At 70.3% G+C, this 14,582-nt stretch carries 11 protein-coding genes, 1 rRNA gene, 1 pseudogene and 1 riboswitch; of the genes and pseudogenes, 1 reads left to right on the top strand and 12 read right to left on the bottom strand.

What is annotated here, in order from left to right; translation table 11 throughout:
* Window positions 1-18: 18 nt before the first annotated feature.
* A complete protein-coding gene (gcvP, locus tag ABVB68_RS33075) occupies window positions 19-2,904 on the bottom strand; it encodes an aminomethyl-transferring glycine dehydrogenase (protein WP_353604876.1) in 2,886 nt (961 codons plus the stop codon).
* A gap of 167 nt (window positions 2,905-3,071) precedes the next feature.
* A riboswitch (glycine riboswitch) is annotated at window positions 3,072-3,166 on the bottom strand.
* Between the two features lie 119 nt (window positions 3,167-3,285).
* On the opposite strand from gcvP, the gene ABVB68_RS33080 reads away from it, so the two are divergent.
* Entirely contained in the window at window positions 3,286-3,657 is a 372-nt protein-coding gene (locus ABVB68_RS33080; protein ID WP_353604877.1) for a PRC-barrel domain-containing protein, read from the top strand.
* A 380-nt stretch (window positions 3,658-4,037) separates the two neighbouring features.
* Here the strand turns inward: ABVB68_RS33080 and ABVB68_RS33085 are convergent.
* The 11 genes and pseudogenes from ABVB68_RS33085 to rrf form a co-directional block, all read right to left on the bottom strand.
* A pseudogene (locus ABVB68_RS33085) lies at window positions 4,038-5,366 on the bottom strand (DNA polymerase IV); the annotation flags it as partial.
* A gap of 219 nt (window positions 5,367-5,585) precedes the next feature.
* A complete protein-coding gene (locus ABVB68_RS33090; RefSeq protein WP_353604878.1) occupies window positions 5,586-6,275 on the bottom strand; it encodes a MerR family transcriptional regulator in 690 nt (229 codons plus the stop codon).
* Between the two features lie 259 nt (window positions 6,276-6,534).
* Window positions 6,535-7,008 carry a bifunctional nuclease family protein gene (locus ABVB68_RS33095; RefSeq protein WP_004934251.1) on the bottom strand — a complete coding sequence of 158 codons (474 nt, stop codon included), beginning with the start codon at window positions 7,006-7,008 and terminating at the stop codon, window positions 6,535-6,537.
* Between the two features lie 85 nt (window positions 7,009-7,093).
* Window positions 7,094-7,831, bottom strand: coding sequence for a transcriptional regulator FtsR (gene ftsR / locus ABVB68_RS33100; protein ID WP_353604879.1), 738 nt, complete (start codon window positions 7,829-7,831; stop codon window positions 7,094-7,096).
* Window positions 7,832-7,874: 43 nt separating this feature from the next.
* Window positions 7,875-8,705 carry a zinc-ribbon and FHA domain-containing protein gene (locus ABVB68_RS33105; protein ID WP_353604880.1) on the bottom strand — a complete coding sequence of 277 codons (831 nt, stop codon included), beginning with the start codon at window positions 8,703-8,705 and terminating at the stop codon, window positions 7,875-7,877.
* Window positions 8,706-8,895: 190 nt separating this feature from the next.
* Window positions 8,896-9,744, bottom strand: a complete 849-nt coding sequence (locus ABVB68_RS33110) for a DUF881 domain-containing protein (RefSeq protein WP_353604881.1) — start codon at window positions 9,742-9,744, stop codon at window positions 8,896-8,898.
* A 5-nt stretch (window positions 9,745-9,749) separates the two neighbouring features.
* Window positions 9,750-10,082 carry a small basic family protein gene (locus ABVB68_RS33115; RefSeq protein ID WP_003988855.1) on the bottom strand — a complete coding sequence of 111 codons (333 nt, stop codon included), beginning with the start codon at window positions 10,080-10,082 and terminating at the stop codon, window positions 9,750-9,752.
* On the bottom strand, window positions 10,079-10,993 hold the full coding sequence (locus ABVB68_RS33120) for a DUF881 domain-containing protein (RefSeq protein ID WP_353604882.1): 915 nt from the start codon (window positions 10,991-10,993) through the stop codon (window positions 10,079-10,081). Before ABVB68_RS33120 ends, ABVB68_RS33115 begins: the two co-directional genes overlap by 4 nt.
* 168 nt (window positions 10,994-11,161) lie before the next feature.
* Window positions 11,162-13,657: a sugar phosphate nucleotidyltransferase gene (locus tag ABVB68_RS33125; RefSeq protein WP_353604883.1), complete on the bottom strand. Its 2,496-nt coding sequence runs from the start codon at window positions 13,655-13,657 to the stop codon at window positions 11,162-11,164.
* 113 nt (window positions 13,658-13,770) lie between these two features.
* Complete coding sequence (gene clsA / locus ABVB68_RS33130; RefSeq protein WP_353604884.1) at window positions 13,771-14,379, bottom strand: cardiolipin synthase ClsA; 609 nt, start codon at window positions 14,377-14,379, stop codon at window positions 13,771-13,773.
* Between the two features lie 108 nt (window positions 14,380-14,487).
* Window positions 14,488-14,582: ribosomal RNA gene (gene rrf / locus ABVB68_RS33135) — 5S ribosomal RNA — on the bottom strand; the annotation flags it as partial.

Below are 14,582 nucleotides of genomic sequence, written 5' to 3' on the forward strand. Positions count from 1 at the left end.
GGCCCCTCGAACGCTCGCTCAGTCCTCGTAGGCGTCCAGCGGCGGGCAGGAGCACACGAGGTTGCGGTCGCCGTAGGCCTGGTCGATGCGGCGCACCGGCGGCCAGTACTTGTCGGCGGCCGAGACACCGGCCGGGAAGACGGCCTCCTCGCGGCTGTAGGCGTGCGTCCACTCGCCGCCGAGCGCGGCCGCGGTGTGCGGGGCCCCCCGCAGCGGGTTGTCGTCGGCCGGCCACTCGCCCGCGGCGACCTTCTCGATCTCCGCGCGGATGGCGATCATCGCATCGCAGAAACGGTCCAGCTCGCCGAGGTCCTCCGACTCGGTCGGCTCGATCATCAGCGTGCCGGCCACCGGGAAGGACATCGTCGGCGCGTGGAAGCCGTAGTCGATCAGCCGCTTGGCCACGTCGTCCACGCTGACGCCGGTCGCCTTGGTCAGCGGGCGCAGGTCGATGATGCACTCGTGCGCGACCAGGCCGCCGGGGCCGTTGTAGAGCACCGGGTAGTGCGGCTCCAGGCGCTTGGCGATGTAGTTCGCGGAGAGCACGGCCACCTGGGTGGCCCGCTTCAGGCCCTCGCCGCCCATCAGGCGGACGTACGCCCACGAGATGGGCAGGATGCCCGCGCTGCCCCACGGCGCCGCCGAGATCGGGCCGACGCCCGTCTCGGGGCCGGCGGCCGGCTGCAGCGGGTGGTTGGGCAGGTACGGCGCCAGGTGCTCGCGCACGGCGACCGGGCCGACACCGGGGCCGCCGCCGCCGTGCGGGATGCAGAAGGTCTTGTGCAGGTTCAGGTGGGAGACGTCGCCGCCGAAGTGCCCGGGCTTGGCGAGGCCGACCAGGGCGTTGAGGTTGGCCCCGTCGACGTAGACCTGGCCGCCCGCCTCGTGCACCTGGGCGCAGATGTCGGCGACGTGCTCCTCGAACACGCCGTGCGTGGACGGGTAGGTGATCATCAGCACCGCCAGCTCGTCGCGGTGCCGCTCGATCATCGCCCGCAGGTCCTCGACGTCGATCTCGCCGTCCTCGGCGGTCTTGACGACGACGACCTTCATGCCGGCCATCACGGCGCTGGCCGCGTTGGTGCCGTGCGCGGAGGACGGGATCAGGCAGACCGTGCGCTGCTCGTCGCCGTTGGCCCGGTGGTACCCGCGTACGGCCAGCAGACCTGCCAGCTCGCCCTGCGAACCGGCGTTCGGCTGGAGCGAGACCTTGTCGTAGCCGGTGACCTCGGCGAGCCGGTCCTCCAGCTCACGGATGAGGGTGAGGTAGCCCTCGGCCTGCTCGGCGGGCGCGAAGGGGTGCAGCTGGCCGAACTCGGGCCAGGTGACCGGCTCCATCTCGGTGGTCGCGTTGAGCTTCATGGTGCAGGAGCCCAGCGGGATCATGCCGCGGTCGAGCGCGTAGTCGCGGTCGGCGAGCTTGCGCAGGTAGCGCAGCATCGCGGTCTCGGAACGGTGGTCGTGGAAGACCGGGTGGGTCAGGTAGTCGTCGGCGCGCAGCAGCGTCTCGGGCAGGGTGTCCGCGGCCGTGGCGTCCAGCGCCTCGATGTCGCCGGTGACACCGAAGGCGGCGAAGACGGCCTCCAGCTGGGCCCGGCCGGTGGTCTCGTCGCAGGCCATGGAGACCAGGTCGGCGTCGACCTGACGGAGGTTGACGCCGTTGTCGCGGGCGGCGGCGACCACCTCGGCGGCCCTGCCGGGCACGCGGGCGGTGACGGTGTCGAAGTAGGAGCCGTGGACGATCTCCACACCGCCGGCCCCGAGGCCCCCGGCGAGGATCGTGGCGTAGCGGTGGGTGCGCCGCGCGATGGTCCGCAGGCCTTCCGGGCCGTGGTAGACGGCGTACATCCCGGCCATCACGGCGAGCAGCACCTGCGCGGTGCAGATGTTGCTGGTCGCCTTCTCGCGGCGGATGTGCTGCTCACGCGTCTGCAGCGCCAGGCGGTACGCCCTGTTGCCGTCGGCGTCGACCGAGACGCCCACGAGCCGCCCGGGCAGGCTGCGCGCGAACTTCTCCTGCACCGCCATGTAGCCCGCGTGCGGTCCGCCGAAGCCCATCGGCACGCCGAAGCGCTGGGTGGTGCCGACGGCGATGTCCGCGCCCAGCTCGCCCGGGGAGGCCAGCAGGGTCAGCGCGAGGAGATCGGCGGCCACGGTGACGACCGCGCCCAGCTCGTGCGCCCGGTCGATGACCGGCTTGATGTCGCGTACGGCACCGGAGGCGCCCGGGTACTGGATCAGCACGCCGTTGATCTCGCGCTCGGCGACCTCGGCCGGGATGCCCTCGCCGAGGTCGGCGACGACGACCTCGACGCCGGTCGGCTCGGCGCGGGTCTGGATGACGGCGATGGTCTGCGGCAGCGCGTCCGCGTCGACCAGGAACAGCCCCTTCTTGTTCTTGCCCATGCGCCGGGACAACGCCATGGCCTCGGCGGCGGCGGTGCCCTCGTCGAGCAGGGAGGCGCCGGAGGTGGGCAGCCCGGTCAGCTCGGCGACCACGGTCTGGAAGTTCAGCAGGGCCTCGAGCCGCCCCTGGGAGATCTCCGGCTGGTACGGCGTGTAGGCCGTGTACCAGGCCGGGTTCTCCATGACGTTCCGCAGGATGACGGGCGGCGTGAAGGTGCCGTGGTAGCCGAGCCCGATCATGGAGCCCAGGACCTGGTTCCGGTCGGCGAGCGAGCGCAGCTCGGCCAGCACCTCGGCCTCGGTGCGGGCGCCCGGCAGGTCCAGGGCGTCGGCGTTCTTGATCACGTCGGGGACCGCGGCGGCGGTCAGCTCGTCGAGGGAGCCGTAGCCGACGTGCGCGAGCATCTTCGCCCGCGCCTCCTGGTCCGGCCCGATGTGACGCTGCTCGAAGGGGATGCCCTGTTCGAGTTCGGAGAGCGGAATGCGATGGGCGGTCATTGCGGAGGCCTCCTGGTCTGACGACCTTCGGGGGGCACCACGATGCGGGTACCCCGACGGCCTCCCCCTCTGTCATCTCAACCTGAGAGCTTCACCGGTGCCCGTGGGCCCCGGCTTTCCCCGTCGGTGAGAGCGGAAGCGACACCCGCTCTGCTTTCCAGAGTGACCTCGTCCGTGCGGTACGTGAGCCTGAGAGATTCCGGGGAGGAGTTGCTCCTTCGGCGCCTCCGAGGTGGTCGGAGGACTCTCCCGCACGGGGTCAGCAGCCGCTGTCAGCCTACCAGCGGGGTCAACGCCCGAGCCTTCGAGTGGCCGCCTCCTGGAATGTGCTCTTTTGTAGTGCTTACGGATGAGTTGCGACCACGTGGAGGGAGAGGGACCGTGCAGACCGACATCGATCCGCGCAACCTGATCGGCCGCAAGGCGTTCGACCGCAATGGCACCAAGATCGGCACCATCGACGAGGTGTACCTCGACGACGCGACCGGCGTGCCCGAGTGGGCCGCCATACGCACCGGCCTGTTCTCCAGGGACGCCTTCGTCCCGCTGGAGCCGAGCGAACTGATCGACGGCATCCTGCGGGTCCCCTTCGAACGCGCCCTCATCAAGGACGCCCCCGACTTCGGCGTGGGCCGCCACCTCTCCCCCGAGCAGGAACTGCAGCTCTACCACCACTACGGCCTCGACATCGCCTCCTCCTCCCCGCTCCCGGATCACGACTTCGGCAGACTGGCCGGCACGGAAGAGACCTGACCGCCCGGCAACTGCACTTCTCCCCGATCAGGGGCCCGGCCCCGTCCGGGAGCGCGCCCCGGCCCGGGCGCCTGGCCCTGTCCGGGGGCCCGCCCCTGTCCGGCCTGATCCAGCTCAGGGGTCTGGGCGTGTTCGGGGGCCCGATCCAGCTCAGGGGTCTGGCCGTGTTCAGGGGTCCGGTCCTGCTCAGGGGTCTGGCCGTGTTCAGGGGTCTGGCCGTGTTCAGGGACCCGATCCAGCTCAGGGGTTCGGTCCTGTTCGGACGCCTGAGGAGTCCGGTCCTGTCCAGGGGCCTGTTCGCGCGGGGTCCGGGGCGGAGTCCCGGGCCGGTCGCCGTCGGGCCGGCCCAGAGGGGCCGGCGCGTCCGTGGAGGCGGGCGCCGCCACCAAGGGCAACGGCTCCGCCGGCTCCAGCGCCGCGTCGTCCACCCGGAACGTCCGCACCCGCCCGCGCTCCGACTGCGGCGTCTCGAAGCGCACGGTGACCCGGCCCAGACCACTGCCCTGCACCCATCCATGGCCCCACTCGGCGTGCCGCACGTCCTGCCCGGCACGCCACTGCCGCTCGGTGGGCTCCGGCTGTTCCACCACGGCCGCCGGTACGCCGTCCTCGGCGAGGCCCTCCGCCGCCCGCTCACCCGCCGCCTGGGCGAACAGGTCCTCCTGGGTGTAGTCGGCCAGCCCGGTGACACCCACACCGAGCAGCCGTACCCCGCCCGTGGTGTCCACGGAGTCCAGCAGCCGCCCCGCCGCCTCCCTGATGACCGCGGGGTCGTCCGAGGGCCCCCTGAGCGTCTCCGAGCGGGTGAGGGTCGAGAAGTCGTACCGTCGCACCTTCAGCACGATGGTCCGCCCGGACAGTCCGGCCGCGCGCAGCCGCCGTACGCAGCGGTCGGCGAGCCGCCGCACCTCCAGACCGACCCGCAGCCGGTCGTGGATGTCCACGTCGTAGGTGTCCTCGACCGACACCGACTTGGCCTCGCGCTCGGCCACCACGGGCCGCTCGTCGCGCGCCAGCGCCATCGCGTGCAGAGCGTGCCCGTGCGCCTTGCCGAGCAGCCGGACCAGCTCGTCCTCGCCCGCCTCGGCCAGCTCCTCGACCGTGGTGATCCCGGCCCTGCGCAGATGGTCCCCGGTGGCCGGCCCGACCCCCGGCAGGGTCCGCACCGGCATCGGCCCCAGCAACGCTCGCTCGGTCCCCGGCTCGATGACCACCAGACCGTCCGGCTTGGCCTGCTCGGAGGCGATCTTGGCGAGCATCTTGGAGGCGGCGAGGCCCACCGACCCCGTGAGTCCCGTGGCCGCCCGGATGCCCGCGCGCAGCCGCACCCCGGCGAGCCGCGCGGAAGCCTCGTCCCAGGCCGTCCCCCCGGCCTCCAGGTCCACGAACGCCTCGTCCAGGCTGAGCGGCTCGACCAGCGGCGACAGCTCCCGCAGCAGGGCCATCACCTGTTCGCTGATCGACCGGTACAGGGCGAAGCGCGGCACCAGGTACGCCGCGTTGGGGGCGAGCCTGCGCGCCTGGGCCATGGGCATCGCCGAGTGCACCCCGAAGACCCGGGCCTCGTACGAGGCGGTGGCCACCACCCCGCGCGGTCCGAGCCCGCCCACGACGACCGCCTTCCCGCGCAGGCTCGGCTTGGAAGCCTGCTCCACCGAGGCGAAGAAGGCATCCATGTCGAGATGCAGGATCGTGGGCGCGTTTCTCACATGTCCGATGCTGCACCACGACACTGACAACGCGCTCGCGCCCTTGCCGCACGACCGCACGGCCATGCGATGACGCAGGTGGCGCACTTGCCGGACGCCCCCGCACCGACCACAGGTGGCCCGCCGGCGTCAGGACCGCACCGGCCGTGCCACGGCGCGCTCGCCACACCGTGGCACCGCCCCTGCGGTGGCACCTGCGGCTGCCCGGCCGGCCCGGGGTCACACCGCCCGGTTGCGGCGCCTGGCCAGTTCGTCCGTGGGGTTGTGGCCGACGAGGGTCTCGCCGGTGTCGATGCGCTCGCCGTGCAGCTGGGAGAGCGCGCTTTCCACGTCCCGCCAGACCACGCCCACGGCGATCCCGAAGATGCCCTGACCGCCCTGGAGCAGGGCGTGGACCTCGTCCGGCGAGCTGCACTCGTACACGGTGGCGCCGTCACTCATCAGCGTCATCCGCTCGAGATCGCGGAAACCGCGTTCCCTGAGGTGCTGGACGGTCGTGCGGATGTTCTGCAGCGACACACCGGTGTCGAGGAAGCGCTTGACGATCTTCAGGACGACGACGTCCCGGAAGCTGTACAGGCGCTGGGTGCCAGAGCCGTACGCGGGCCGCACGCTGGGTTCGACGAGGCCCGTACGAGCCCAGTAGTCCAGTTGGCGGTAGGTGATGCCGGCGGCCGCACAGGCCGTCGGCCCGCGGTAGCCGATCTCCTCGGACGCCATGGACGCCGCCCCTCCGCTGTTCGGCACCGCCACCGCCGCCGGTCGCTGCGGGGCGTGATCGACCGCGCTGCCGTGCTGGGGGTACCCCCCGCTCGACCGCAGCTGAGAGCTCGGGGAAGGGTACGGACCGCTCTCCCCGAGACCGTGTCCCGGGGCACCCCCAGTCGTACCGTCGCCGCTCGTTCTCACGCCGACCTCCGTCCTTGACCTGCCTTCTCGACGGTAGGCAGTCACCAGGGGCGCGTCAACGATCGCCACACTCGGCACGCCGGGTGATAATCACCCTAGGAGTGGTTTTCCGTGCCCCACCGCGGGGAAAGGCTAGCCGAATGCGCTGGCGGCAGGCCGTTGGACGCCCTCAATGGCCGGTGGCAATTGCCCGAGCGCCCGGCGCGCGCGATGCCGCTCGCCACGCCTCGGTCGGTGGGACGGCCGGCGGCCCCGGCGGTCACTGGTTGCTGGTGCCGAAGTCCTCGGGCGAGATCTGGTCGAGGAACTCGCGGAACTTCTCCACCTCGTCCTCCTGCTCGTCCGGGATGGCGATTCCCGCGTCGTCCAGCACCGTGTCACTGCCGTAGATCGGCGTCCCGGTGCGCAGGGCCAGCGCTATGGCGTCCGAGGGACGGGCACTGACCTCGACCCCGCTGGCGAAGACCAGCTCCGCGTAGAAGACGCCCTCCCGCAGATCGGTGATCCGTACTTCGGTCAGCTCCTGGCCGACGGCCTCCAGCACGTCCTTGAACAGGTCGTGGGTCAGCGGTCGCGCGGGGGCCATGCCCTGCTGGGCGAAGGCGATCGCCGTCGCCTCCCCGGGCCCGATCCAGATGGGGAGGTACCGGTCGCCCCCCACTTCTCGCAGGAGCACGATCGGTTGGTTGGAGGGCATTTCGACCCGGACACCTACGACATCGAGCTCGTTCACACAGCAACCCTAGGCCGTGCTCGGGACGTTTGGGTAGTCGGGCCGGGAACAGGTGCCCGATCCGGCCGCCCGCCGGCCCGTGGTTTCAGGGCAGCCGCACGCCGAGAGCCGTTTTCACGAGAGCCGCGTGCAGCTTCACCGTGAGGGCCGCCAGCTCCCTCGTCCGGGCCTCGGCATGTGCCCTGGTCTGCGGATTGCGGTGCCGCCTGAGCGGAGCCACCACCTGGTCGACGAGACCCGCCTCGCGATCGGCGGCGGCCTTCATCACCCGGAGGTGGCGCGGCTCGATGCCGAACCGGCCCAGCTCGGCGACGAGCGCGGCCACGGTGGCGGCCTCGGCGTCGTACGCCCCGTCCTCCAAAGGAGCGATGAGCCCGTAGGCCTCCCACTCCCGCAGGTCGTCCTCGTCGACGTCCGCCGCCGCCAGCAGCTCGCCCTTGCCGATCCGGGCCACCGTGCGCCGCTCGGCCGGCTCCGGCACGTCCTCCCCGGTGCGCTGGCGCCCCACCAGGGGCAGCGGAACGGCCTCGCCGCGCTCCATGGCGTCCAGGTGCTCACGGATGACCTTGAGCGGCAGATAGTGATCCCGCTGCATCCGCAGGACGTGCCCGAGGCGCTCGACGTCCCCGGCGCTGAACTTGCGGTACCCGGACGGGGTCCGCTGCGGCTCGACGAGGCCCTCCGACTCCAGGAAGCGGATCTTGGAGATGGTGACCTCGGGGAACTCGTCACGCAGCGCGTTCAGCACCGTGCCGATGCTCATCAGCCCACTGTCCCTGGCGGCGGTACCGCTTCCGGCACCGCCGCTCGGCGTTCGAACCATGGACCTTCCCTCGGATCCCCCCGGACGCCCGTCCGGGGGCGGGTCAGATGCCCTGCCGGCTTGCGTAGAACACCAGCCGGTACTTGCCGATCTGCACCTCGTCACCGTTCGACAGGGGGACCTGGTCGATCCGCTCACGGTTGACGTACGTGCCGTTCAGACTGCCCACGTCGGCCACGGTGAACGAGCCGTCCGGCGCGCGGCGGAACTCCACGTGCCGACGCGAGACCGTCACGTCGTCGAGGAAGATGTCGCTCTGCGGATGACGGCCGGCCGTGGTCAGATCGCTGTCCAGGAGGAAGCGGCTGCCCGAGTTCGGTCCCCGGCGCACCACCAGGAGCGCCGAGCCCAACGGCAGCGCGTCCACCGCGGCCTGCGCCTCGGGCGAGAGCATCGGCACCGGCGTCTGACCGGTCACCTCCGCGTCGTAGGCCTCGAGACCGGAGATCGAGATCGTGGACGTCGTCTCGGAGGCACGCTCGGGCGCCACTCCCGGACGCAGAGGCGCACCGCAATTGGAACAGAAGCGGGCGTTCTCCGCGTTGCGGTTACCGCACCTCGTACACACCAGGACCGACATCGACGGATCCTCCTGCCGCGGCTGCCCCGCCGGGGCGTTGGACGGGTACGGGCCGGAGGTGAACCCTCCACCCGTACCTGAGGTTGACGGTTGCCCGAAACCTATGCCGCCGGACTGGGCAGGGTCAACAGACGCCGCGCCCTGACCACCGGAAATGTCACCGCCCGGACCAGCGACCTGGTCCCGGAACAGCGGGCGCTGGCCCTCCGCGTCAGGCTGTGCGCGATGGCGAGCGGTCGCGCTGCCGCTGCCCTCTCGCGCGCTCTTGCCGAACAACTTCGCAAACAACTTCACGGGCGATTCCCCTTGACCGAAACAGACCCGCCCGTGGGGCAGGACGAACCCTGATTGCCTACACCGGCCGAGCCGGACATTCTCACAACGTCCGTATCCACCAAACAGTTTCCATCACGCGGCACCCCTTCGGTGCGCCGACCCCCCGCAACCTCATGCCCTTGCCGGACGTCCCCCATGCACCGTCGGTTCACTGGGAGGACGACCGAGCGTAGTCAGGCTGCTTCGCCTGTCGCAAGGCGTCCACGACGATCTTGTCCGACCGCTCGACCGTCGCCGTGGCCTGCTCCTTCTCCAGGGTCTGCACCACGCCTCCCGGAATGTTCAGCGCCGGCTCGAGATCCTGCGGCTTGCCGATGACCTTGAAACGATAGGGAGCGTTGATCTTGTTCCCGTCCACGCTCACCGACTTCCCCGAGTCCGTGAAGTACGTGTTCGCGACCACACGGATCCCGTTGACCTGGATGGCCTCCGCACCGGCCGCGCGCAGCTCCTGGATCGCGTCGAGCAGCATGTCCGCCTGGACCGTCCCCTTCGTGTCCTCGACCGTCAACGTGATGCCCGGACCACGCGCCGCCACGGTGCCCGCGAGGATGCCGAGTTGCCGCTCCTTCTCGGCCGTCTGCCTGCGAGCCTCCGCCGCCTGGTCGGAGCTGCTCTGCAGCTCCTGACGCTGCTTGTCCAGTCCCTGCTTCTCGTCCTGAAGACGCTGCGTACGCGAATCCAGTTCATCGAGGATGCGGACGAGATCTTCCTGCCGTGCGCCGCGCAGCGCACTGCCGCTGTCGCTGTTCGACGCCACCTGCACGGCCAGCCCGAAGCCGAGTCCGAACAGCAGGACGGCCACGATGAGTTGGGCCCGGGTCACGCGCGGCGGCCACAGCCCCTTCACCAGCCGCTGCCGGCCGGTGACCGGCGCGGCGGCCGGCTGCTCCGGCGCGGGCTCGGGGGCGGGCGCGGGCTCGGGGACCGGCGAGCGCACCTCGTCCGGCAGTTCCCTGCGCAGCCTGTTCTCCGGCTGCTCGTTCTGGTCGCTCATGCCCCTCACGCCCGGAACACGTGTCGCCGGATCGCCGCCGCGTTGGAGAAGATCCGGATACCCAGGACCACGACGACACCCGTGGACAGCTGCGCGCCCACGCCCAACTTGTCGCCCAGAAACACGATCAGGGCGGCGACGACCACGTTCGACAGGAACGACACCACGAACACCTTGTCGTCGAAGATCCCGTCGAGCATGGCCCGCAGACCACCGAAGACGGCATCGAGCGCCGCGACGACGGCGATCGGCAGATAAGGCTCGACGACCGCCGGAACCTCGGGTCGTACCAACAGTCCGGCCACGACTCCCACGACGAGGCCCAGTACGGCGATCACGATGTGCCCTTCTCAGTTTTCTCGGCGTTCGGCTGTGCGGTACGTACGATCACACTCGGCGCTGCGGGCAACCGGATGTCACCCTGCGTGGAGATGGTGGCGCGGATGCCGAAGTTCTCCTCCAGGGCGTGCAGGTACAGCCCGTCGGCGCCGTTCTGGAAACTGGTGCTCAGCCTTTCCCCATCCCCCACCGCGAGCACCGTGTACGGCGGCACGAGCGGCTTGTTGTCGACCAGTATCGCGTCACCCGCGGCCCTGATCGCGGACAGGGCGGTCAGCCGCCGCTCGTTGATGGAGACCGCCTCCGCTCCGGAAGCCCACAGTCCGTTGACCACGCGCTGCATGTCCCGGTCGCGCACCCGGCCGGTGTCGGAGAATCCCGCGGTCTCCCGCGGATTGCTCCCGTCGCCACCGCCGGCGGCGTCCTTGGCGTCGTTCACGACGAGCCTGACGCCGGGTCCGTGCACCGCGGTGGCACCCGACAGTATGCCCACCAGGTCCGTCGGGGAGCCGCCGCTCGACCTCAGGGCCGCCCGCTGGCGCGCTCCGACCTCGTCGCGCAGCGTGTCGACGGTGCCCTCGAGCTTGTCGGCGGCCTCGGTCCCGGCGTCGATGCGGTCGATCAGTTCCTGGCGCTCCTTGGCCACCACGGGAGCCGCCACCCGTGCCTGCGCCGCGCCCACGGTGACCACCAGCGCCGCGAGGACGAGCCCGGCGGCGAGGCCCAGCTTCGCCCTGAGGGTCTTCGGCAGACCGCCTTCACCCAGGGACTTCTTCCGGGCCGCCGCCTCGGCGTACCCGTCGTCGAGGCTGTGGTCCATGACGTTGGTGATCAACGACATGGAGGCGTCCGGACGCTGCGGCCGCGCGGGGCTGCTCCGAACGGGGGATTGCTGCGGCATGCCGCACATCGTCGCATGTCGCGACCAGTACCTCCGAACGGCCCCACCGGCGTGCCGGACAGGCCCCCTCGGGGACACTTGTCCGGCACGCACGCGTGCAGCGCTTTCGGGCCGCCCGGCCGCATTCCCGCTAGGCCGCGGCGCCGTCCGGCCGGCGGCCGTCCGCGGCCATCGCGATCATCGGCCGGCGCTGTCCACGACGGCCGCCCACTCGTCCAGCAGGGCCTGCGCGGAGGCGTCGTCGGGGCCTTCGGCCCACAGGTGGGTGACGGCCTCGGCGGGGTCGGGCAGCACCATCACCCAGCGCCCGTCGGCCTCCACGACCCGCACACCGTCGGTCGTGTCGACGGAGCGGTCCCCGGCGGCCTCGACCACGCGCCGCATGACCAGGCCCTTGACCGCCCAAGGCGTCGCCAGGTCCCGCTTGAGGACGTGCGCCCGCGGAATCCGGGCGTCGATCTGGCTCAGCGTGAGCTGGGTCCTCGCCACCAGCCCGATCAAGCGCACGAAGGCCGCCGTGCCGTCGTACACGCTGCTGAACTCGGGGACGATGAATCCGCCCTTGCCGTCGCCGCCGAAGATGGTGCCTTCCTCACCGCCCACGCGCGTGAGGTCGTCGGGCGAGGTGGTCGTCCACTCGACCTGGGTGCCGTGGTACGCGGCCACCTGTTCGGCGATACGGGTGGTGGTGACCGGCAGGGCCACCCGCCCGCTGCGCCGCTCGGCGGCCACCAGGTCGAGCATGACCAGCAGCGCCCGGTCGTCCTCGATGATCCGGCCCTTCTCGTCCACGAGCGACAGCCGTTCGCCGACGGGGTCGAACCGGACTCCGAACGCGGCACCCGAGGAGGCCACGATCTCACCGAGCCGCATGAGCCCGTTGCGCCGCATCTCGGCCGTCTCCGTGGGCCTGGACTCGTCGAGACCGGGGTTGATGGTCAGCGAGTCGACGCCGAGCTTGCCCAGCAGGCTCGGAAGCACCAGCCCGGCGCTGCCGTTGGAGGCGTCCACGACGACCTTGAGTCCCGACTCCGCGATCCCCGTCGTGTCGACGTTCCGCAGCAGCGACCCGGTATAGGAGTCGAAGACGCTGGCGGGGAAGTGCAGGTCGCCGATCTCACCGGGGAACGCCCGGCGGTACTCCTGCCGCGCGAACACCCGGTCCAGCTTGCGCTGGCTGCCCTGCGACAGGTCGGCGCCGTTGCCGTCGAAGAACATGATGTCGACCGAGTCCGGCACGCCGGGCGAGGTGCGGATCATGATGCCGCCGGCACTGCCGCGCGCGGTCTGCTGACGGGCCACGGGCAGCGGCACGTTCTCCAGGTCCCGTACGTCGATGGCGCTGGCCTGGAGCGCGGAGATGACCGCCCGCTTGAGCGCCCGGGCGCCGCGGGAGTGGTCACGGGCGGTGGTGACGGTGGAACCCTTCTTCAGGGTCGTCGCGTACGCACCGGCCAGCCGGACGGCCAGTTCCGGGGTGATCTCCACGTTGAGGATGCCGGTCACTCCGCGGGCGCCGAAGAGATGGGCCTGTCCCCGGGATTCCCAGATGACGGAGGTGTTGACGAAGGCACCGGCCTCGATGGTCTTGAACGGGTAGACCCGGACGTTGCCCTGCACGATCGATTCTTCACCGATCAGGCACTCGTCGCCGATGACCGCGCCGTCCTCGATCCGGGCCGCGCGCATGATGTCGGTGTTCTTGCCGACGACGCAGCCCCGCAGGTTGCTGTGCTGTCCGACGTACACGTTGTCGTGCACGACGGCCCTGTGCAGGAAGGCACCGCTCTTGACGACGACGTTCGAGCCGACGACGGTGTGCTCGCGGAGCTCCGCGCCCGCCTCGACCTTGGCGTAGTCACCGATGTACAGCGGTCCGCGCAGTTCGGCGTCGGGGTGCACCTCCGCCCCCTCGGCCACCCACACGCCGGGGGAGATCTCGAAGCCGTCGATGTCGACGTTGACCTTGCCCTCGAGGACGTCGGCCTGGGCCTTCACATAGCTCTCGTGGGTACCGACGTCCTCCCAGTAGCCCTCGGCGACATAGCCGTAGACGGGCTTGCCCTCCTTCATGAGCTGAGGGAAGACGTCGCCGGACCAGTCGACCGGAACGTCGGGGTCGACGTAGTCGAAGACCTCGGGCTCCATGACGTAGATGCCGGTGTTGACCGTGTCGGAGAAGACCTGCCCCCAGGTCGGCTTCTCCAGGAATCGCTCGACCTTGCCTTCCTCGTCGACGATGGTGATGCCGAACTCCAGCGGATTGGGCACACGGGTCAGGCAGACCGTGACCAGCGCGCCCTTCTCCTTGTGGAAATTGATCAGCTCGGTCAGGTCGAAGTCGGTCAGGGCATCGCCGGAGATGACGAGGAAGGCATCGTCCTTCAACGCCTCTTCGGCGTTCTTGACGCTTCCGGCGGTACCGAGTGGCTTCTCCTCATTGGCATACGTGAGCTCCATGCCGAGCTCCTCACCGTCGCCGAAGTAGTTCTTGACGAGCGATGCCAGGAACTGCACGGTGACGACGGTCTCGGTGAGCCCGTGCCTTTTGAGCAGCCGTAGCACGTGCTCCATGATCGGGCGGTTCACCACCGGCAGGAGCGGCTTGGGCATGCTAGAGGTCATGGGGCGCAGGCGTGTGCCTTCGCCACCGGCCATCACGACGGCCTTCATGTCGGAAGCGTCCTCCTCCAAGAGACGACGGTCTAGCCGACTTCACCCGTCCAAATTGTCCCGCACATTTCCGCAGGGGGCCATCGAGCCGTCGTGTCAGGACAAGCGGGAGGTCAATCGGCCATGGCGTCCGCACGAACCAGACGGCGGACTTGTACCACGTACAGCACTCCTGCCCACCAATAGAGGGTTGTACCCCACCCGGCGAAAGCCCATCCGAAAATCGCGGCGAGTGACGCGATCCAACCGGATCCGTCACTGAGGAGCAGCAGCGGGAAGGCGTACATCAGGTTGAAGGTGGCGGCCTTCCCGAGGAAGTTCACCTGCGGCGGCGGATACCCGTGCCGGCGGAGGATGCCCACCATCACCAGGAGGACCAGTTCCCTCGCCAGCAACAGGGCCGTGAGCCAGAGGGGCAGAATCTCCCGCCAGGTGAGACCGAGCAGCGTGGAAAGGACGTAGAGCCGGTCGGCCGCGGGGTCCAGGAGCCGGCCGAGGCTGCTGATCTGGTTCCAGCGCCGGGCGAGCTTGCCGTCGAGGTAGTCGCTGATCCCGCTGAACGCCAGCACCAGGAGGGCCCAGCCGTCGCTGTTGGGGCCGCCGAACTCGGGCCTGAGGATCAGCCAGAGGAAGACGGGTACGCCGACGAGCCGCGCCATGCTGAGGACGTTGGGGATGGTGAGGACCCGGTCTGTCTGGACGCGGGTCTCCTGGACCTCCACCCGGGGGCCTCCTGTGCGAAAAGAACCGATGATGCTCCCTGACCCTACCGCAACGCAAAAAAGCTCCGGCCCTCGGGCGTATGCCCAAGAGCCGGAGCTGTAATAGGAGTTCGGCGGTGTCCTACTCTCCCACAGGGTCCCCCCTGCAGTACCATCGGCGCTGTAAGGCTTAGCTTCCGGGTTCGGAATGTAACCGGGCGTTT

The sequence above is a fragment of the Streptomyces sp. NPDC096012 genome, assembly GCF_040426375.1.
Lineage (GTDB): Bacteria > Actinomycetota > Actinomycetes > Streptomycetales > Streptomycetaceae > Streptomyces.